Genomic DNA, 20,565 nt, shown 5'->3' with positions numbered 1-20,565 from the left:
ACGAGCTGTCAGTCACGCGACCATCCTCGCGACTGCGACCGCCAGAACACGACCGCGAAGACCGGTGCGCCAAGCAGCGCGGTCAACACGCCGATCGGAAGTTCCTGCGCGGCGATCGATCGCGCGATGTCATCAACCAGCAGCAGGTAAACGGCCCCAAGCGCGGCTGACGCTGGTATCAGATGCTGATGATTCGGACCAACCAGGCGTCGCGCGAGATGCGGCACGACGAGCCCTACCCAACCGATCGCGCCACTCACCGCAACCTGCGCCGCCACGATCAGTGTGACCAGGCCGAGAACCATCCAACGCAACAAAGTGACGTTGACTCCGAGCGCTGCGGCGTCGGCGTCGCCGAGTGAGAGAATATTGATTCTCCATCGGAGGAGCAGTAAAACGCCTCCACCGATGAGCGTTGGAACGGCGATGATCGCCACTGACCTCGCCGATACCGACGCGAAGCTGCCGAGCAGCCAGTAAACGATGCCCGGCAATTGTCGCTCTGGGTCGGCAAAGAACTGCGCGAGCCCCACCAACGCCGAGAAGAATGCGCTGACGATTACGCCGGCCAGCACGATGGAGAGAATATTCGCCGAGCCGCTCAATCGGCTGAGCATGAAAACGGCGACGAGAGCGAGGAGTGCAAAACCGAATGACCAGCCGACGAGGCCCGTCGCGCTCGCGCCAAGGAGGATCGCGACTACTCCACCCCACGCCGCGCCATTCGAGATACCAACCACCTGTGGGCCAACGAGCGGATTGCGAAACAATCCTTGCAACGTGGCGCCACTCAAACCGAGTCCAGCACCGGCGATCGCCGCCACGAGAACGCGCGGTAATCGCACTGTGGAAATCACAATGAACTCGGTGTCGGTCCACGACGACGCCCGCGCCCGGTCAGCGCCGCCGCGCAACAACGCCCACAGGATCCGCAACGTCGTATCAGTCGCAACGGGGTATCTGCCAACACGGAGTGATAGCAACATCACCGCGCCGAGCGCGATGATGAGGCCCGTGACGATGAGTCGCGCGCGAGTTCGGCTCGCAAGTGGCGTGATGGACGCTTCGAGCGCGGAAACACTCACCGCGTAGAGCGGCTCATGAGCCGCGAATAGCCGGCTGACGTTGCATTCTCCTCCACCTGCAGCACGCGATCGAGATCAGCGTCCGACGCGTCGTAGTGAAAGAGCGTGCGATACGCGGTGCGCATCTCAGCGCGCAGCGGAACATCGAACCGACCAGGATGGAGGAGGTTGGTCAGCCATCCGAGAAAGAGTGGCGACTCCGGCCCATATCCTCCCCATCGCGTGACACCAAACGGAAGCTTGTACACTCGGCCGCTCCGCGCCGCCTTTGTCTGTCCCCAACGCGGATCTGCGATCAGGTCTGACGGCCGTTTCGCCTCGAAGTGCGAGAGCACGATCACGTCGGGATTCCATCGCAACGCTTCTTCGATCCCGACGTTTCCATCGCTCGTCGCCGCGTTCACAGCGCCGGCGCGTCGAAGCATTCCGGTCGAATAGCTGGTGGGTCCGTCGATGCGAATCGCGCGCGAGTACTCGACGAGCACGAGGACGCGCGGACGCTCTGCATCAGGAATCGATGCGGTGAGCGAATCGAAACGACGATTCCCAGCCTGCATCCATCGGATCATCGAATCCGCGCGTGCCTCGCGCCCAGCAACCACGCCGCTCATCCGGATCCATGCCTCGATGTCGGAATCGCTGCTGGTATTCTTCACGCCCAGCGCACGAAGGCCGACGCGATCGAGCGCGTTGATCAACTCGTCGCCGCGGTCTGCCCACTGAAAGACAGCGTCTGTACGCAGCGCCAAGAGCGCTTCGAGATTCGGTGTGAACGTTCCGCCGCGAGTGATCTCGGTCGGCACCTGCCCCGCGCGCGGAAAGACTCGACCGACAATGCCGTCGCGCATTTGCGCCGACGCAACGGAGTTCGTTCCGACAACGCGCGCATCGCTCCCGTCCACCGTCATGAACGTCCAGAAGAGCGGAATCGCGATCGTCACCACGCGGCGCGCCGGCTCAGTGAAGATGAATGTCTTTCCACGCTGATCGGTGATCGACTGCGTCTGGTGCGCCGCCGCGGCAACGGTCAGCGTCGCGCCAGCCGTGAGGGCACAGAGCGAAATGAAGCTACGTCTCACCGGGAGAACTCCGTGTCGACAGGGGAGTCGATGTACCGGCGGGAATATATCGTCTCGCGCGCCCTTGCCTATTTCCCGGGCTGAAATCGACCCCTGTTCTCGAGTGGGAGGGTCAAGCGCATCCCTTCCTCCTTTCGATCGACGGTGCCGCCATGAGCGTCGATGACGCGAGCGGCGGCCGTCGACCGCACCGACGACGGCGCGCCGTGGTTCCCAAGCATCTCCACGCTGAGATTGTCCTGCTGCTGCTCCACCGACATACGGACGTGAGCACCGGCGGGGCTCGCGCGAACAGCACCCCCGAGGATGGTCGCCAGCGCATCCTGAAGGCGCGCGCGATCGCCGATGATCGCCGGCAGCAACGGCGCCACGTTGATTTCAACCGTCGCCCCTGCCGACTCGGCGGCGGCAACGAGCATCGGCCGCAACGCATCGACAAGATCAGACGGCTTCATGCGATCGCGCCGAAGCGGATGATCGCCAAGGTCGAGCTCCGCGATCTGGCGCAGACTCACGAGGTCTGCGTCGGCCGCTTCGGCCGCCACGCGCGCTGCGCCGAGCATCTCTTCCTGGTTTTCGTTGAGGTCTCCGAAACGATTCTCGAGGAGGATGTGCAGCGGAAGCCGAATCTCCTCGAGACGCCCAGCCGTGTCGTCGGCGATACTCGCGAGCAGCTTTGCATAGTCCCGCGTGCGCTCGACGAGTCGACGCTCTCGATCGACGCGGTCAGCTTCGGCGATCTGTACGTCGGTGCTCAGGCGATTGACGCCTCGAGAGATTCGATCCAGCTCGTCTGGCGCGCCGTCGGCCTCCATTGGCGCAAGGCTCGTGGCAAGGCGCTCAATTCGCTGCGCGACAAAGCGCGCGTTGATCCAGGCAAGGATCGCCGACGCGGCGACGGCGACCGTACCAACGAGGAGCACGGCGGTGGGTGCCGCGTGCGCATACTGTCCCCAATAGAACAATCCGGCCATCAACAACACACCGATGATGGCTGGCGTGACGGTGAGATACAGGCGATAGCCGATCTTCATTGCTGTCGGCCTCCTGCCGTGATCGGATCGAACGAGACGACAAGCACGTCGACCCCTTCGTTGTTGTTGACGAGCCGATCGACGACCGATCCCTTCATGAGATGATGCCAGCGCGACCGCTTGCTCTGCCCGACCACGACGAGACTCGCTCCACGCTTCGCGGCAAAGTGAAGGATCGTGTCGGCGACATCGGTGCCTTCGAGCTTCACGACTTCAGCACCCATCGACTGCGCGAGCTGAATGTTGTCGACGAGCATGCGCTGTACGGTGCTATCGATTCGATCGGCGCGTTCGTCGGGTGTCTGTACATACACGCAGTACCAGTCGCTATTCAGGCGCCCGGCGATTCGGCTTGCTTTACGTAGGAGCGCGGCCGTATACGGCGGACTGCTCGACATTGCGACGAGCATCCGCTGAGCCGATCGTGCGGCGACGGCTGGCGTCTCGCCGGTCTCTCGGCGAACGATGGCCTCGCGCGTCCTATCGACAGCACCGGCAACCTCACGCAGCGCGAGCTCTCGCAACGTCGTGAGGTTTTCGTCGGTGAAAAAGTTGCGCAGCGCCGCGTCGACTTTGTCCGCCGAGTAGATCTTTCCCTCGCGAAGCCGTTGGCGAAGGTCCTCCGACGAGATGTCGAGATTGACGACCTGATCCGCAGACGCGACGACCCAATCGGGCACCGTTTCGCGCACGGTGACGCCGAGCATCGATGCGACGACGTCGTTGAGCGACTCGAGATGCTGGACGTTGACCGCTGAGATCACGTTGATGCCTTCGTCGAGCAACTGCATGACGTCTTCCCACCGCTTCCGGTGTTGCGTGCCGGGCACGTTGCTGTGCGCCAGCTCGTCGACCAGTGCGACCTCCGGCTGGCGGCGCGCGACCGCGTCGACGTCCATCTCTTCGAGGACAACTCCTCGATACTCGATTCGTTGCCGCGGCACGACCTCGAGCTCGCGAATCTGCGCGTCGGTCTCCGGCCGCTTATGCGTTTCAACGAAGCCGACGACGACGTCGACGCCGCGACGCTTGAGGTCATTCGCCTCTGTGAGCATGCGGTACGTCTTGCCCACACCGGCCGCCGATCCGATGTACAGCTTGAGCTTTCCGCGCTCGCGTTGCCGCACGAGCGTGAGAAACTCGGAGGCCTCGGTCCCCGGTTCCCGCGACGCTCGGCGACGTTCGACCGGGGAACGAGTCAGTTGCGACTCGTTCCCCGCGGCGGACTGTGCTGACGGCGATCGTTCGTCGGCGGCCATGGTTCGTTAGAGTTTTACCAAGAGCGCAAAGTTCAATCGTGTTTCCGTTTTGCGAAGATCGGGGAAGAAATTCGATACGACCGATCCTGCCGGCCCGGTGTTGCCACCCGGCGGCGTGACCCCGCCCGCCCCCGCGAAATACGGTACGTTCGATTCACGGTGATCGAGTTCGAAACGAAACGTCGTGTATTGGTCCGGCATGTAGTCGAACGTCACCGATGCGTCCCAGCCTTTGAACGCGTCGCCTGGACTCTGCGTGAAGTACGGTGTCCCTGAGAAGGCCGTAGCGCCATTGATCGGGGGTAACAGCACCAAGTACCGGCCCGGGTTGTTCATCGCTCCGCCGCCGAGCGTGAGACCGAACTCGTCGTTGGCGAACCAGCTGCGATTGTAGAGCATGAACCCGAGAAAGCTCTGCTTCGGGCCATCGTCGCGGCTTCCAGTGCAGCTCACGCCGCCGCCGCGCTCACATCCGGCGTCGAGCGTCAGCGAGAATGCGCCCTTGTCGAAGGTCTTCTTCGGGTTGTCGTAGTACTTCACTTCGATGCTGTTGTCCGTGTGCAACCGCCACCGATTGGGAATGCCGAGCCAATCGTGGCCGTAGTAGTCGTTCGTCAGCATCGACAGCCAGCCATTCGGGCGATACAGAATCTGCGCGCCCACGCCTGGTGCCTCATTGAACATGCCGTACGACTGCCAACCATTGATCAGCCACGGCTCGATCTTCAGGTGCTCCGTGGGAAAAAACTGCAACCGTATACCCGTGAAGAACCATGGCGTGTTCGACGAGACGTAGGACGGCTGATACGCCCAGTTGTCAAAATTGTAATAACTGAACAAGCCGAGATACGACAGGAAGATGCCGGCGTCGAGGTTGATGCCATTCATCTTGTTCCAGTGGCGACCGCCGTAAGCCTCGGAGATGTATCGATACGCGTTGTCCAACTGCCACTGCCCGCGACCTGGGCTCGCGTCGTTGCGCGGCGTCATCGTGGAGTACATCCCAAACTGTGTCATGAAACGGCCGCGAACGAACCCGCAATGAAAGTCGCCGCCAAAGCCGAGCTGCTGAACCTGCAACTCGCTGGTGCGACCGCTTTCCGACGTGCCAATCAGAGTGTGATCGATCGGATGATTGAAGTCGCCGATATAGCTCACGTCGGCGCGGAACTCACCTGTGAAATACTTCGTGGATAGCGGCGAGTCCTTCGTACGCGGATTGCCGTTCATCCAAGTGAAATCCGCGAACGCGAACGGATCGGGCTTCTTGCCGACGGTATCTGGTTCGCACGCAGAGCCCTGCGCGCGAGCCACCGAGGCGGTGATTTGCAATCCGACGGTCAGAACGATCGCCGAAAGAGGGATTTTCATTTCTTGAATGCGCTGTCGAGCGCGATGTTGAGGAGGAGAACGTTGACGCGTGGCTCCCCGAAAAAGCCGAACTGGCGATCTTCGACGTGTCCGTCGAGTACACGGCGCACGGCTGCCGAGTCGACGCTTCGAGCGCGCGCCACACGGGCAACTTGCAGATACGCGTTCGCCGGCGAGATGTGCGGGTCGAGTCCAGAAGCGGACGAGGTCACCATGTCGGTCGGGATGCGACCCTTCACGGCACCATCGTTCTTCACCGCACTGTCCACTGCTTGGGCGATGAGCGTGTCAGCAAGCTTTGCATCCGTCGGTCCTTTGTTCGTGCCCGACGAAGCGGTTGCGTCATACCCACTCCCGGCTGCTGACGGGCGAGAGTGGAAGTACTGGGCCTGCGTGAACGATTGGCCGATCAGCACACTGCCAACAACGCGCCCGTTTACGGTGACGAGCGATCCATTGGCCTGACGAGGGAACACCAACTGAGCGAGGCCAGTGACGACCCCAGGATAGATCAAGCCAGTGATGACGCAGAGTACGAGCGTCATGAGAATCGCCGGCCGAAATTGATTGCGGAGCATATTGACCTCAGACGAGCCGGGTGAGGACGAGGAGCATGTCGATGATCTTGATCCCGACAAACGGCACGACGAGACCACCGAAGCCGTAGATAAACAGGTTGCGGCGCAGAATCACCGCGGCCGACGCCGGGCGATACCGCACACCGCGCAGCGCGAGTGGAATGAGCGCGATGATGATCAGCGCGTTGAAAATCACACTCGCGAGGATTGCCGACTGCGGCGAATGCAGGCGCATGACGTTCAGCGTTTGCAGCGCTGGGTACGTGACGACGAACATCGCTGGGATGATCGCGAAGTACTTCGCCACGTCGTTCGCGATCGAGAACGTGGTGAGCGACCCGCGTGTCATGAGCAGCTGCTTTCCGATCTCGACGACTTCGATGAGCTTCGTCGGATTGGAGTCGAGGTCGATCATGTTTCCCGCTTCTTTCGCCGACTGCGTGCCGCTATTCATCGCCACGCCGACATCGGCCTGTGCGAGCGCAGGGGCGTCGTTCGTACCGTCGCCCGTCATTGCGACGAGCTTACCGCCTGCCTGTTCTCGCCTGATCAACGCCATCTTGTCTTCCGGCTTCGCTTCGGCCAGGAAGTCATCGACGCCCGCTTCCTGCGCGATCGCGGCCGCGGTGAGCGGGTTGTCGCCGGTGATCATGACGGTGCGAATGCCCATCGCGCGCAGCCGGTCGAAGCGCTCGCGCATGCCGCCCTTGATGACGTCCTTCAAGTAGATGACGCCGAGCACCTTCGCCGTTCCGTTGCCCATCTCGTCGGAATGCTCGTTCTCCGCGACGACCAGTGGCGTCCCGCCGGCGCGCGCCACCGTCTCGATAGCCGCCGTCATTTCAGCCGGAACAACACCGCCCTGCTCGCGCACCCAGGCGGAGATCGAATCGCCCGCGCCCTTTCTGAGCTGCAGCGCGCCAGCGTTCACTCCACTCATGCGCGTCGACGCGGAGAACGGCACGAATTCCATGTGTGCCGGGTGCTCGCGCCTGCCCGTCGTTGGCTCGACGACCACTCGGCTGCCTTCCGCGAGCGTTCGTCCGCGCAGACCAAACTTTTCCTTCGCCAACACAACGATGCTGCGGCCTTCAGGCGTCTCGTCGGCCAACGATGCCAACTGCGCACGGTCGGCGACCTGTGACTCGGGCACGCCGGGCATTGGCAAAAATGCCACCGCCTGCCGATTGCCGAGCGTGATGGTGCCAGTCTTGTCGAGTAGAAGCGTGTTGACGTCGCCCGCTGCCTCGACGGCACGACCGCTCATTGCGATCACGTTCTGCTGAATCATCCGATCCATTCCGGCAATGCCGATTGCCGAGAGCAGCCCGCCGATCGTCGTGGGAATTAGACAGACGAGCAGTGCAATGAGCACCGGGATCGAGGCCGGACCACCGCTGTATGCTGCGAATGGCTGCAGCGTGACGACCGCGATGAGGAAGATGATCGTCAGCCCCGAAAGCAGAATCGTCAGCGCGATCTCGTTCGGCGTCTTTTGCCGCGTCGCGCCTTCCACGAGCGCGATCATCCGGTCGATGAACGTCTCGCCGGGGTTGGCCGTGATACGAATGATCAGGTAGTCCGACAGCACCTTGGTTCCACCAGTGACGGCCGACCGATCGCCGCCTGACTCACGGATGACGGGTGCCGACTCGCCGGTGATCGCGGACTCGTCGACCGACGCGACTCCGTCGACGACTTCGCCGTCGCTCGGAATGACGTCGCCCGGCGTGCACAGCACGAGATCTCCGCGCCGAAGTGACGGCGCCGGCGTCAACTCGAACGCGAGCTTGTCGACGGGAACGTTGCGATCATCGGAGGCGTCGAGTCGCTTCGCGTGCGTCTGCGTGCGCGATGCACGAAGTGCGTCGGCCTGCGCCTTGCCGCGACCCTCGGCCATCGCTTCGGCGAAGTTTGCGAAAACGACCGTGAACCAGAGCCAGATGGCGATTTGCAGCGTGAAGCCAATGCCGCCGCGACCACCAGCGATGTCTCGCACCACGACGAGCGTGGTCAACACGCTGCCGACCAGCACCACGAACATCACCGGGTTCCGAAGCATGTGCTTCGGCGAAAGCTTCACGACTGCATCGCGAATGGCGCGCGCGACGATCGGCGGATCGAAGAGGGGACGTTTTTGAACTGACATGTTAGAAGACCTTCCCGGCGACCATCGACAGGTGCTCGACGATCGGTCCGAGCGCGAGCGCCGGAAAGAAGGTGAGCGCGCTGACGATGAGGATGACGCCGATGAGAAGCAGGACGAACAGCGGGCCAGTGACTGGGAACGTTCCAGCCGTTTCTGGCGCGACTTTCTTCTCGGCGAGAAACCCGCCGAGCGCGAGCATCGGGACCGCCATCATGAAGCGTCCGATGAGCGTGTTCAGTCCAAGCGTTGTGTTGTAGTAGTACGTCGATCCCGTCAGGCCGGCGAACGCGCTGCCGTTATTGGCCGCCGTCGACGTGAACGCGTATAGGATCTCTGATAGGCCGTGAGGGCCCGAATTGTTCAGACCCGCAAGCCCGGGTTTGACCAACACCGAAATCGCCGTCAGCGTGAGAATCGCCGCCGGAAAGACCAGCGCGTACAGCATGGCCATCTGGATCTCACGCGCCTGAATTTTTTTACCCAGGTATTCCGGCGTTCGACCGACCATCAGCCCGGCGATGAACACCGTGAGCACGATCATCACGACGATGCCATAGAGGCCCGCTCCCACACCGCCGAATACGACTTCGCCGAGCTGCATGTTCACGAGCGGAACGAGACCGCCGAGCGGAGTAAAGGAGTCGTGCATGGCGTTGACGCAGCCGCATGACGCGTCGGTCGTTACAGTGGCATAGAGCGCCGAATTGGCGATGCCGAATCGGACCTCCTTGCCCTCCATGTTGCCGCCAGGATTCGTTGCGGTCGTCGCGAGATCGAGCCCGCGCGCCGCGTGAATCGGATTGCCCTTGGCCTCCGCCCAGTACGCGGTGGTCACGCCGACGAAAAACAACAGGAACATCGCCGCCCACACCGCCCATCCATGGCGCTGGTTCTTCACCATCCGGCCGAACATGTAGACCATGCCCGACGGGATCATGAAGATCATGAAGACGGACCAGAAGTTGGTCCACGGAGTCGGGTTCTCGAATGGATGCGCCGAGTTGGCGTTGAAGAACCCGCCGCCGTTCGTGCCGAGTTGCTTGATCGTCTCCTGGCTTGCGACCGGGCCCATTGCGATCGTCTGCTTCGCACCCTCGAGCGTAGTGACGTCGAGGTACGGTTTGAAGTTCTGAATCACGCCCTGCTGAACGAGCACGAAGGCGATGAGGAAGGAGAGCGGAAGCAGCACGTACAACGTGCCGCGTACGAGATCGACGTAAAAGTTCCCGAGCTTCCCTGCAGACCGGCGCGACAAGCTGCGAACTAGCGCTACCGCAGTAGCCATTCCGACAGCAGCCGAGACGAAGTTGTGATAGGCGAGCTGCGTCATCTGCGAGAAGTACGACATCAGCGCTTCGCCGCTGTACGACTGCCAGTTCGTATTCGTCGTGAACGAGGCCGACGTTTCGAATGCCTGCCGGTCCACCACGCCCGCCATGTGCTGAGGGTTGAGCGGTAGGAGGTGTTGCAGTCGCAACGCGACATACGTGAAGAGCATCGTCGCACCGCTGAACAGGAGCACGCCGGCGGCGTATCGCGTCCAGTGCTGATCCTCTGTGGGGTCGACGCCGCAGACTTTGTAGATGACGCGCTCGACCGCCCGCAGCCAGCCGATCGATCCGTCGTAGACCTTGACGAGATAGAGGCCGAGCGGCTTTGCGACGAGCAGAATGCACAGACTGAACAGCGCGATCTGGAGCCAACCGTTGACTGTCATATAGAAAGTCGAAACTCCTAGAACTTCTCTGGGCGAAGGAGCGTGTAAACGAGGTAGACGAGCACAGCGACCGCGAGAATGCCCGCGATCCAGCTATCGAGGCTCATTGTTCCCCCCCTCCGACGAAGCACCGTTCCGGCTGTCGGCAGAAGACGCGTGTCCCAACCGATCGCAGGCGCGCACGTATGCGATCATCAGCGCGAAGAAGGCGATCGTTCCGAGTATGTAGATCAGATCATTCATCTGGATACCGTTGACTGCGCCTGGATCCGGGGGGAAAGCAAAACGCCCCATCGGCGCTCTGATACGCTATCCGATGAGGCGTAAGGACCGCACAAGGGAGCGCGGCGCCGGCATAAGGAACTCACAAGGATTGTCGGAGCCGCGCGTCGCGCGCGCGCTCCCAATCGCTCACGACGGGAGGTCGGCCGCTGGCAGGCTGAGGGAGAAGACGCTGCCACCGCCAGCTCGACCGTCGACCGATAGTCGGCCGTGCTGTGCTTCGGCCAGTCGGCGAGCGATCGAAAGGCCAAGGCCGGCGCCGCGAACGTCGGGTGTAGTCCCGGGAGCACGATAGAACGGCTCGAAGATTCGGTCGCGCTCCGCTGGAGCAACCCCTGCGCCCCGATCGGCCACGGTGATTTCGATGCGATCGTCGCGTCGCTCGGCGCCGAGCTCGATCGGTGCGCCCGCTGGCGAATACTTGGCGGCGTTCTCGAGGAGATTGACGAGGATGCGCAACGAATGCGCGAAGTCGAATCGCCCGACGAGCAAGGTATCGAGCGCCCGCACCTCGACGCGGTGGTTGCGCAATACGGTCTCCGCCCGCTGCAGCGCGGCGCCGATCAGGTCGTCGACCGTATTCAACTCGGGAGTCACCTGCACCGCACCGGCGTCCAGTTGAGACATCTGTAACAGGTCGTCAACGAGCAGCGCGAGCCTGTCGACTTCATCGCCGATCGCCAGCGCCCGCGACTGTCCGTCGAGGGCAATTTCCTGGGCGAGGCCTTTGATCGTCGTCAGCGGCGTGCGAAGGTCGTGCGATACCGACGCGAGCAGCGCGTCCTTCACATGGTCCGCGCGTCGCAACGCTTCGGCGGTTTCTTCCGCCTGCTCCAATCGCAAGCGGTAGGTCGCCAGCGCGGCGTAGTACGCCAGCGCCGTGAGGACGCGCCATTGATCCGCCGACAGCGCGAACGTGGTTCGCCCGCTGATACGCAGTGCGCCGACCGTCTCTCCGCGCGCCGACAGCGCTATGGCGAACGCTCGTCCGACGCGCTCATCCTGAGCCCCAGGCGCGGTGCTCGCGTCGTCGACGACGTGAATGGTGCCATCCTCGTGTTCGATCGCACTGCGACGCGTGCCCGCCACATACTTCATGAGTTCGGTCGCGTCCGTCTCGGTCGCAGTGCGGTTCGCGCTCGCTGCGACACGACGCAATTCGTTCCGCTCGCGCTCCCACACGAAGAGTTCGCAGCGCTCCACGCCCACGGTTTGGCAAATGACTTCCGCGATTGCCACAAGCGCCTGCTCCGCGCGAGCAGCATCGAGCGTCTCGGCGCCCAACGTTGCCAAGCGATCCAGCTCACGCGCGCGGGCGGCGGCAAGCTCGGCCTGACGTCGCTGGCGGTCGAGCAGCTCGGCAGCCACGATGCTGGTCGCGAGGAAGACCAGGAGCACCAGCCAATCGAGTGGATCGGTGAGCGTGAGCGTGTAGTACGGCGGCAGGAAGAGCAGGTTGAAGAGCAGGAATGCCGACAGGCCAATGCTCAGGCCCACGACGCGCCCGGCACCGGCGCTCCCGCCCAACACGACAAGCAGGTAGATGAGGGCAACGTGCGCCTTGTCGAGGCGCGTGCGAACGAAAAGCATTCCGACAGTGACCGCCGCGAGCCCGGCGAAGGCGACTACCGCTTCTCTAATCGGAATGCGGCGTTTGCCCGGAACTTCCTGGTCTGGCGTCACGCGTCAGCCGCTCGTTTGCAGGCGATACCCCACGCCGGGTTCCGTCTTGATGTATCGCGGTCGCACTGCGTCAGCTTCGATCTTTCGGCGGAGTTGACCGACGTACACGCGGAGATATTGCTGTGCGTCGCCGTGCGACTTGCCCCACACTGCCGTGAAGAGCTGTCGGTGCGTGAGCGTCTGATCAGCGTGCGTGACGAGCGTCTTGAGCAGTTCCCACTCGATTGGAGTGAGATGCACATTCTCGCCGTTCTTCGTGACGACTCGACCAACGAGGTCCACAACCAAGTCGCCGAGCGTGACGCGCGTGCCACCGTCTTGATCGCGTGGCGCGGCACGCCGCAGCTGGGCGCGAGCGCGCGCTTGCAGCTCTGCGGTACTGAACGGCTTGGTGACGTAATCGTCCGCGCCCGCATCCAGCGCCGAGATCTTTTCTCGCTCCTCGTGCCGCGCAGAGAGTACGATGATCGGCACGGCGGTGAACGCGCGGAGGTCGCGACACACGTCTCGTCCGTCGCGATCGGGAAGCCCGAGGTCGAGAATGATCAGCGAGGGCTGCTCCGCCGCCGCGAGGTCGACCCCTTCGACCGCTGTGGCTGCTTCGAGCACACGCGCGACGTCGCCCTCGAACGCGTTGCGCACGACGCGCCGAATCTGCGGCTCATCGTCGATGACGAGGATCGTTTGCGCTCGGCCAGTTCGGTCGGTCATGCGGGGTTCGGACTCTCGCGCTCGGTACGCACACGTCGTGCGTCGCACTCAAGGTACCTACCTCGTCGCCGGACGCGAAACCGGGGCTCGCCACTCGCGCGACTGGCCAAAACGTCGCACGTTTTGCGGACTCACACGCCCCACCCGCAGAGGACGCAATGTCGCCGCGGCAACGCCCGTGATTCGTATCGCTGTCCTGCTCCTGGGAATGGCCGCGGTGGCTCGCGGTCAAGGGACTGGTTCGCCTCGCGCCGATTCGTCCGGCGCCGTCGTCGGCTTCGTGACGATGAAGGAAGGCGATCTGCCGCTGCCGTATAGCGTCGTGTCCGCGCCGTCGTTGTCCCAGGAGCGTTTCAGCAACGATCGTGGCGTGTTCTATCTTGGCGGCCTTCCCGCTGGACCGTTGCGCTTACGCGTTCGACACCTCGGCTATTCGCCCGTCGAGCTGACCGTCGACGTCCACGCCGGGCGGACGGATACCGTCCGCGTAACGCTGTCGCATATCGCGGTGCGTCTCGCCACGATGGAAGTGCATGACTACCCGCCATGCACAAAACCAGGCGCGCCTGCCGCCGCCTCAGATTCGGCGTTTGCTGCCGTGTTTGATCAGCTGCACATGAATGCCGAACAGTATCAGTTGCTGGCGCGCACATACCCGTACATCTACTCAGTTGAGCGGTCGTTCTCCACGTCGCTTCGCAGCGGGAGAACGCGCTTCGAGCGCGCAGATACGAACTCGGTTGCAAGCTCGGCGCTGTGGGCGTATCGGCCGGGCTCAGTGCTCGAGCGACACGGCGGCATCTCACGCATCTTCGGTGGCGGTGGGATGACGATGAACATTCCGACGCTCGTGACGTTTGCCGACCCGACCTTCATCGACAATCACTGCTTCTACAACGGTGGCGTGGAGACCGTCGCCGGAGACGATCTGCTACGCGTTGACTTCACCGCTTCGGCGAGGATCAAGGATCCCGACGTGAACGGCACTATGTACCTCGATCAGAATACGTTCCAGATCCGGCGATCAGTGTTGCGCCTGAGTCGAATCCCGGCTGGCCTTCAGGGGCTCGTCTCGACCGAAGCGGTGACGTACTTCGGCGAAATGCTCCCCACTCTTCCGATGATCGTCGGGATCGAATCGGTGAATCGTTTTGCGGCGAAGTCGCTGCTTCCCGACACACCAACCGCCGCGCGCGAAGAGCAGCGGTTGATCGCTGTACAATTCCTCCACGGAAAACCGGGCGACGAGTCGAAACGGCCGTAGCTCGAGCAACGAGGTTTTCGAATGTGTGACACACATCATCACCACGCGCACGATGCGTTCGGTTTTCTCGTCGACACACCAGAGATCAGGCAATTGATCGACGAAGCCACGCACCAGTTGTCCAGCGACGCCGACTATGCCGATCGGATCGACGCGCTCATGCCAATGTTCTCGCGACTCCTCGAATCCGACGGCTGGCTCCCCGACGAGTTTGCCGGGCCCGATGAGAAAAGTCGAATGGGCGACGGCATCGGCCAATACGCGCTGTACCGCGCCGAAGATGGATCGCTCTGCCTGTTTTCGCTCGTCATCCCAGCGGGAGCCGAAACCCCGGTACACGACCACTTGGCCTGGGGAATCGTCGGCGTATATCGCGGAGAGCAGCGCGAAACCGTATATCGGCGCCTCGACGACGCGAGCGATCCGTTGCGCGCGGAGCTCGAGGTGTCGAAGCGGCAGGACCTGACCCGCGGAGCGTGCTATCCGCTCATTCCGCCGACCGACGACATCCACTACGTCAAAACGACGTCGGCGTCACCGTCGATCTCGATTCACCTGCTGGCGAACGACACAGCCTGCGTGTGGCGGCACAAGTTCGATCCCAACGCCGGCACGGTAACCGCATTTCGGTCGGGCTACGCCAATGCGCCGTGCCCGACCGACGTCGTTCCGAATTGATCCAGCGAGCGGCTACTTGAGGTAGAACCAGCCAATCGTCCCCGATCCATCGTTCCACGACGCAGACACGATGTAGTAGTGCAGCGACGCGAGGCCTGACGTGCTGAATGTCGAGGAGTAGCTCCCATCGCCATTCGAACTGAACGCGTTCGCCGACGACAGCACGGTCACCGGCGTGCTCGTTCCGTTTGGACCGACGTCTTGCACGGTGATGCTGCCCGACGCCCCAGTCACGCCGACGCCAAGCGCCGAAAGTAGCGTGATATTCGCCGTGATCGGCGTACCCTTGGTGACGAAGGACTGGCTCGGCGGGCGCACCGACGAGAGCGGCGCACCGAAGATTCCCGCCTGTACGTAGTAGATCTGGAATGTCTTCGACGCACTCGACGGGCCGTAGCCGCTACCACCGGCGTAGTTGACCGTCGCCGTCGCAGTACCCACGACATTCGACGTGTATGTCGGCGTCACGACGAGGTGTAGTCCGCTGCCCTCGACCAATCCGGTGCACGGCGTGACCGGCGATCCGGTATATAGCGCGAAGGGCAGACACGTCACCCGCGCCGTCGTCGTCATGCCAGTGATCTGGAAGCTCGACGATCCGTTGCTTGCGAGGAAATTGCCGCCGCCCGGATAACTGGCGGTCACCGTCGCGGTGCCTGACGCAACGTTCGACGCGTACACCGGCGTGAGCGGAAGATTGAGCCCCGGTCCCGTCGCCGTCGCCACGCAAGGCGTCAACGGCGAGCCGGTGAATGTTACCGAGGTCGGGCAATTCACCGACGTGGTCGTCGGCGCCGCAGTGATGTTGAACGTCGCGGAGCCGGTGCTCGCGGCATGATTTGCATCGCCAGCATAGCTGACGCTCGCAGTCGCCGTTCCAACGTTGAAGTTCGACGAATACGTCGGCGTCGCCGAAACCGAGAGACCTGGCCCCGTCACCGTTGCCGTACAGGGCGTGAGCAGCGCGTCAGTAAAGACGACCGACGCTGGGCACGTCACCACGACGGACGATGCAACACTAGTAATCTTGAAAGTCGCGGTCCCATCGCTCGGCAAATGGTTCACGTCCCCGCCGTACGCCAGCACCGCCGTTGCCGTACCAACGCTCACGTTGTTCGTGTACGTGGGCGGCATGCTCAGCGTGAGCCCGCCACCGCTCACGATCGCCGTACAGGGCGCGAGCGCCGTACCGGTGAACGTGACGGAGACCGGACAGGTGATCGTCGCCGTCGTTTTTGCCGGCTTGATCTCGATGGCCGCCGTCTGGCTCACCGGCTTGTACGACGCGCTACCTGCGCCGCACGTGACCGTCAGCGTATACGACCCAACACTCACCGGCACTGAGCCGGCGCCGCTATAGCTGAGCACCGGCGTGAGACCGTTGGAGCAGGTACCGCTCCCCGAATGTCCCGTACCGTCGAAATCGAACGTGCCGCCAGTGGCTGTCGCCGTTGGCGTGATCAGTTTCGCAGTCGCCTCGAACGTGATGTTCGCCGGGCTGAAGCTCACCCCCGGCGGGACGTCGCCGCCAACCGACGGCGTCGCGATGACCGTGTTGGTCCCGGCGACTGGTCCGAGATTCCAGCACACGCCTGCCCTCGCGGTCGCGTCGGTGGCCGTCGCTGCCGTCGCGCCAAAGGCGCCGCACGTCCGCGTTCCCGATGCCTCGGGCGCCGCAGCGCCGCCGCCAACGCCGATGGCCCAGTTGACCGGCACATTCTGGAGCAGCGTTCCCTTGGCCGTCTTGAGGGTCACACCCGGACGACAATCCGGCGAGACCGCCCCCCCAACAGCTCCTTCAACCACTGGGCATATCGCGGTGGTCGCAGCCGCAGGTCGCGACACACCGTTCGAATCGCGTACCGCCGGCAGCTGGAACTCCGTGGCGGTTCCGCCAACGCCGCCTGCGAAGCGCATCTCTGTGTCGACAGGACCGAACGGGCTGAACTCAGTAGCCAGTCCACCGATGCCGCCCGCCAGCACCTTTGCATATAGGGGCTTTGGGAGAATCAGACTCGCGACGGCTTGCAACCACTTCGATGCGCGACTCGCCGAGGCACTCGAGCAGTCGAGGAAACTCGCATCGGCGGACGGCGTGATTTCGAACCCGCTCGTTTTCTGGTGGCCGAGCCGAAGCCGTGGCAGCACGCTCGCTGGGACACTCGCCGACGGACAAACGCCGACGACCGCCGCCTTGGTGAGAGGACCAGACTGCGTGACGAGCACGAAACCCGGATACACATCGAGTTTGGTGTTCAGCGGCGAAACGTCCGTGGGCAGCTGCGTAATCGTGATCAGCGTCGGAGCTGTCACCGTATTGCCCTGCAGCGACACGCCAGCCTTTTTGTCGGCCGTCACGAACACGCGCGGCGCATCCGTCGGCACGACGAGGAATGTGTCCGGCGACAGCCCCGCGTAGCACAACACGGAGCTGATGAGCGACTGAAGCTGCGCAACCGTTCCCGCCAGTGCGCCCGCCTCTGCCTGCTGCCGTACGAGGGCGACGATGCTCCGCGCCTGGTCCTGCGCGGCCGCGGTATTGCCCGCCGCCAATTGAGCCTGAAGGTCGTTCAACTTCGTCAACAGCGTCGTGAGGTTCGGCGATCCAGCCGCGAACAGCGCGTTGACGAGCGATATGAGATTACTAAGGGTCGTGCAGGCGTTCGCTGGAACGAAGCTGGATACCCCGGCAGAACGCGCCGAGGCCGCTCCGGTTGGGTTGCGATCCGTACACGACGCGACGACGAGAGCGAGTGCAACGAGGGAAGTACCACGAAAAACAGAGCGTCGCATCGTCGCAGATCTCTCTCTTGGAGCAGGCGTAAAAACGCCTCGGCGCGATCGCAGTGTGTGATCGAACCGGGACGAGCAATAGATGGGTTTGTGATGCAGGTCGCAAGACGGGCGACGGCGCTACAACACCTGTCGCGCGGACGCTACGGCGCGGCGCCTACGACCTGGCGGAAGCGCGGATCCTTTTCGAGATCGCGGAACCACCAGCCTGGATCCGTTCGCAACGATATGGCGCGCTGCGGGTTGGCGGCGAGGTACTGCTTCAGCAGACGAATCGCGTCGTCCTTGTCGCCGAGCAAAGTGGATACAAAGGCGCCAAACCAAGCGAGATCGCGCGTCGGATCGTTCACCGCCGTACCCTCGGACCGGCGGGCGACATGACGCGCGCTGTCCGCGAGACTCGGCTGCGTCTTGCTCGCCTGGGCGAGCATCGCCGCCACGAGCATGTCCTCGGTCAACCGCTCTCGTGGCCGAGCTGCCGGCGGAACCATCGCCACGGCGGAATCGGCCAACTTCCACGCGGTAGACACGCTCGCGGGCAGACTCTTAGTGGTCAGGAGATAGAGCTGGCACCGAACGGTGCGCACGTCCCCCGGAAAGCGCTGCTTCGCGGCCGTGCACCACTGCTCCGCTTTGTCGAACTGCCCGAGGTCGTACGCAGCATTGAACAGACGAGAGAAAATGACGTTCGCGTTGGCAAGGAACTCGTCGGCCTCGAGCGCGCGCTGAGCGGCGATGTAGACGTCCGACGGCGTCATCGACGGAACCTGATAGTACAAATGCGACAGCGTGGCGTACGCGCCAGCCTGATTCCGATTCAGCGTCGTCGACTTCTCGAGGTCTGTCTTTGCCGTAAGAAGGGCCGACTCGCGCTTGGCCGCGTCGGTCTCGATGGCCGCGACCCAGCTCCAGTAGCGCAGATTGCCGCGCGTCTCGAAGGCGTCAGCGTTGCTCGCGTCGTTCGCCACCGCCTGATCGGCAAAACCCAACCCGACGTCGATCCACTTACGAATCGTCGGCGGATCGCCCGCGGCGAGACGCGATCGACGATACGCGAGCGCCGCACGCAACGTCGCAGGCTCGGACCACTTCGGATCCTGCTGTTGCGACGCCGCATAGAGCGAATCTGCCGCAAGAAATTCGCGGTTCAAACCCGCCGTGTCGCCCTTTGAATTCAGGCTCTCACCAGTCCTCTGGCGTTGCTGCCCACGCTGGAGCAGTAGCCACGCCGCGGAGTTGTCCGTCGCCGCCCGCTCCTGCTTGATCTGAATCTCGGAGCCGAGCTGTTTGCGAATGAGATCGGATGCGGCGATGGTCAGGCGCTCCTGCATTCCGCTCAGGCTGTCCGCCGAAACCGAAATCGACGACCGCTGGAGGTTTACGCCGCTCGCATCATCCAGGCGCAGCGCGACGCGAATGCGCGGACCTGCGGGCTCCACTTCGCCGCGAACCATGTATCCGGCGCGAAGCACGCGGGCAATGCTATCCGTGGCGACTGATGACCCACGAAAGCGCTCGACACCGTCGCGCGGAATCACGGTGAGCGTCGGCGCATTGGCCAGCGATCGAATCAGCCCCTCGGTAAAACCGTCCGCGAGCGCTCCGAGCGAGTGATCCTTGCTCTGATCGTCGAAATACAGAACGGCAATGCGATGCGCATCAGGGCCGTTCGCCGCCACCGCGCGTGACGGTCGCACGAAGTGCCAGACACCAAATCCGGCAGCCGCGGCAAGGACGACTGCACCCGCGGCGAGCGTGAGCGGCCGACGCCAGGCAGGAGTCGGCGGCGGAGCGACGACGCGCTGCGCGCCTGATGCGGTGCGTCGCGTCGCTGTAAAATTCCGCGTCCGCATGCTGGACGTGACACCCATTGGGAGTCCGAGCATCTCGGAAAACAGGACGGCAGTCTGCGGACGATCCGCCGGCACTTTCCCGAGCGCCGCGAAGATCGCTTCCTCGATCTCGTCCGGCACCGAACTCCGCACGATGCAGATGCTCGGCACCTGTTCCATGGCGTGGCGCGCCATGATCTGCATGGAGTTCTTGCCGGTGAACGGCGGTTCGCCGGCCAGCATCTCGTACAGCATACAGCCAAGGCTGTAGATGTCCGCTGTAGGCCCAACGACTTCGCCGCTCGCCTGTTCGGGAGCCATGTAGTACGGCGTGCCCATCGACATGCCGGTGGCGGTCAGCTTCTGCGACTGCCCCTCGTTGGCAATGGCGCGGGCAATACCGAAGTCCGCGACCAACGCGTGCCCTTCGGACAGCAGAATGTTCTCGGGCTTGATGTCGCGATGCACGACACCGCGCGAATGCGCGTACCCCAGCGCGTCGCTCACCTCGAGGGTGATGCCCACAGCGTCTTCGACGGGCAGCATTCCTTCGCGATCGATGCGATCGCGCAACGACTCACCCTTCACGAACGGCATGACGTAGTACAGCAAGTCGCCGGCGACGCCAGAATCGTGGAGCCCCAGGATGTGCGGGTGCTGCAGCTTGGCCGCTAGTCGGATCTCGCGCTCGAAGCGTTCGCCGCCGAGCGACGCCGCCAGCTCGGGGTGGAGCACCTTGATGGCGACTTCGCGATCGTGCTTGACGTCGTTCGCCAGGTAGACCGTTGCCATGCCGCCGCGCCCGAGCTCCCGCAGGACCTCGTATCGGCCCTCGAGCGCCGCCCTTAGACGAACGACAACGTCGGAAGGGGTGAACTCGGGATCGGACGAATCAGACAAGAACTCTCCAGGGGCCGAACGGACGAAGAGGCGCGGGGCCGGTCAGGTGATCATATGGCGCGCGCGCGGTTCTCTCAAGCCCGAAACATGACTGAGAAATGCAGACGGACAGCGAAAATCGCTGTCCGTCTCGTCGATGTTCAGTCCCAC

General features: G+C 63.2%; 16 protein-coding genes. 3 read left to right on the top strand and 13 right to left on the bottom strand.

The genetic code is table 11. From position 1 onward, the window contains the following. Positions 1–8: 8 nt before the first annotated feature. The 9 genes from AC6H4Z_RS04545 to kdpF all read right to left on the bottom strand — a co-directional run bounded on the left by AC6H4Z_RS04545 (position 9) and on the right by kdpF (position 10,379). Positions 9–986 carry a FecCD family ABC transporter permease gene (locus AC6H4Z_RS04545; RefSeq protein ID WP_497547014.1) on the bottom strand — a complete coding sequence of 326 codons (978 nt, stop codon included), beginning with the start codon at positions 984–986 and terminating at the stop codon, positions 9–11. A gap of 95 nt (positions 987–1,081) precedes the next feature. After that, on the bottom strand, positions 1,082–2,164 hold the full coding sequence (locus AC6H4Z_RS04540) for an ABC transporter substrate-binding protein (protein ID WP_497545548.1): 1,083 nt from the start codon (positions 2,162–2,164) through the stop codon (positions 1,082–1,084). A gap of 68 nt (positions 2,165–2,232) precedes the next feature. Continuing rightward, on the bottom strand, positions 2,233–3,198 hold the full coding sequence (locus AC6H4Z_RS04535; RefSeq protein WP_497545547.1) for a sensor histidine kinase: 966 nt from the start codon (positions 3,196–3,198) through the stop codon (positions 2,233–2,235). Next, positions 3,195–4,325 carry a sensor protein KdpD gene (locus AC6H4Z_RS04530; RefSeq protein ID WP_497545546.1) on the bottom strand — a complete coding sequence of 377 codons (1,131 nt, stop codon included), beginning with the start codon at positions 4,323–4,325 and terminating at the stop codon, positions 3,195–3,197. Before AC6H4Z_RS04530 ends, AC6H4Z_RS04535 begins: the two co-directional genes overlap by 4 nt. Positions 4,326–4,463: 138 nt before the next feature. Then, positions 4,464–5,828, bottom strand: coding sequence for an outer membrane beta-barrel protein (locus AC6H4Z_RS04525; RefSeq protein WP_497545545.1), 1,365 nt, complete (start codon positions 5,826–5,828; stop codon positions 4,464–4,466). After that, entirely contained in the window at positions 5,825–6,406 is a 582-nt protein-coding gene (gene kdpC / locus AC6H4Z_RS04520) for a potassium-transporting ATPase subunit KdpC (protein WP_497545544.1), read from the bottom strand. The genes AC6H4Z_RS04525 and kdpC overlap by 4 nt, the downstream gene beginning before the upstream one ends. Before the next feature lie 7 nt (positions 6,407–6,413). After that, on the bottom strand, positions 6,414–8,555 hold the full coding sequence (kdpB, locus tag AC6H4Z_RS04515; RefSeq protein ID WP_497545543.1) for a potassium-transporting ATPase subunit KdpB: 2,142 nt from the start codon (positions 8,553–8,555) through the stop codon (positions 6,414–6,416). A 1-nt stretch (position 8,556) separates the two neighbouring features. Then, positions 8,557–10,272 carry a potassium-transporting ATPase subunit KdpA gene (gene kdpA / locus AC6H4Z_RS04510; protein WP_497545542.1) on the bottom strand — a complete coding sequence of 572 codons (1,716 nt, stop codon included), beginning with the start codon at positions 10,270–10,272 and terminating at the stop codon, positions 8,557–8,559. A 17-nt stretch (positions 10,273–10,289) separates the two neighbouring features. Further along, positions 10,290–10,379 carry a K(+)-transporting ATPase subunit F gene (gene kdpF, locus AC6H4Z_RS04505; RefSeq protein WP_497545541.1) on the bottom strand — a complete coding sequence of 30 codons (90 nt, stop codon included), beginning with the start codon at positions 10,377–10,379 and terminating at the stop codon, positions 10,290–10,292. On the opposite strand from kdpF, the gene AC6H4Z_RS04500 reads away from it, so the two are divergent. After that, the gene (locus AC6H4Z_RS04500) at positions 10,379–10,501 is read left to right on the top strand and encodes a hypothetical protein (protein ID WP_497545540.1); all 123 of its coding nucleotides are present in this window, start codon (positions 10,379–10,381) and stop codon (positions 10,499–10,501) included. The genes kdpF and AC6H4Z_RS04500 overlap by 1 nt on opposite strands. A gap of 182 nt (positions 10,502–10,683) precedes the next feature. On the opposite strand, the gene AC6H4Z_RS04495 is transcribed toward AC6H4Z_RS04500, so the two are convergent. Together AC6H4Z_RS04495 and AC6H4Z_RS04490 are read right to left on the bottom strand one after the other, a co-directional pair. Beyond that, positions 10,684–12,237, bottom strand: coding sequence for a sensor histidine kinase (locus tag AC6H4Z_RS04495; RefSeq protein WP_497545539.1), 1,554 nt, complete (start codon positions 12,235–12,237; stop codon positions 10,684–10,686). A 3-nt stretch (positions 12,238–12,240) separates the two neighbouring features. After that, the gene (locus AC6H4Z_RS04490; protein ID WP_497545538.1) at positions 12,241–12,948 is read right to left on the bottom strand and encodes a response regulator; all 708 of its coding nucleotides are present in this window, start codon (positions 12,946–12,948) and stop codon (positions 12,241–12,243) included. Between the two features lie 178 nt (positions 12,949–13,126). On the opposite strand from AC6H4Z_RS04490, the gene AC6H4Z_RS04485 reads away from it, so the two are divergent. Both AC6H4Z_RS04485 and AC6H4Z_RS04480 read left to right on the top strand, forming a co-directional pair. Beyond that, the gene (locus AC6H4Z_RS04485) at positions 13,127–14,212 is read left to right on the top strand and encodes a carboxypeptidase-like regulatory domain-containing protein (protein WP_497545537.1); all 1,086 of its coding nucleotides are present in this window, start codon (positions 13,127–13,129) and stop codon (positions 14,210–14,212) included. Positions 14,213–14,233: 21 nt separating this feature from the next. Continuing rightward, a complete protein-coding gene (locus AC6H4Z_RS04480; RefSeq protein ID WP_497545536.1) occupies positions 14,234–14,890 on the top strand; it encodes a cysteine dioxygenase family protein in 657 nt (218 codons plus the stop codon). 12 nt (positions 14,891–14,902) lie between these two features. Here the strand turns inward: AC6H4Z_RS04480 and AC6H4Z_RS04475 are convergent, their stop codons facing one another. Together AC6H4Z_RS04475 and AC6H4Z_RS04470 are read right to left on the bottom strand one after the other, a co-directional pair. After that, complete coding sequence (locus AC6H4Z_RS04475; protein WP_497545535.1) at positions 14,903–17,683, bottom strand: hypothetical protein; 2,781 nt, start codon at positions 17,681–17,683, stop codon at positions 14,903–14,905. Positions 17,684–17,826: 143 nt separating this feature from the next. Next, positions 17,827–20,415: a protein kinase domain-containing protein gene (locus AC6H4Z_RS04470; RefSeq protein ID WP_497545534.1), complete on the bottom strand. Its 2,589-nt coding sequence runs from the start codon at positions 20,413–20,415 to the stop codon at positions 17,827–17,829. Between the last annotated feature and the right edge of the window lie 150 nt (positions 20,416–20,565).

The sequence above is a fragment of the Leucogemmata humicola genome (assembly GCF_055379415.1).
Note: the sequence above shows the minus strand (reverse complement) of the source record. Positions and strands in the feature narration are given on the sequence as shown.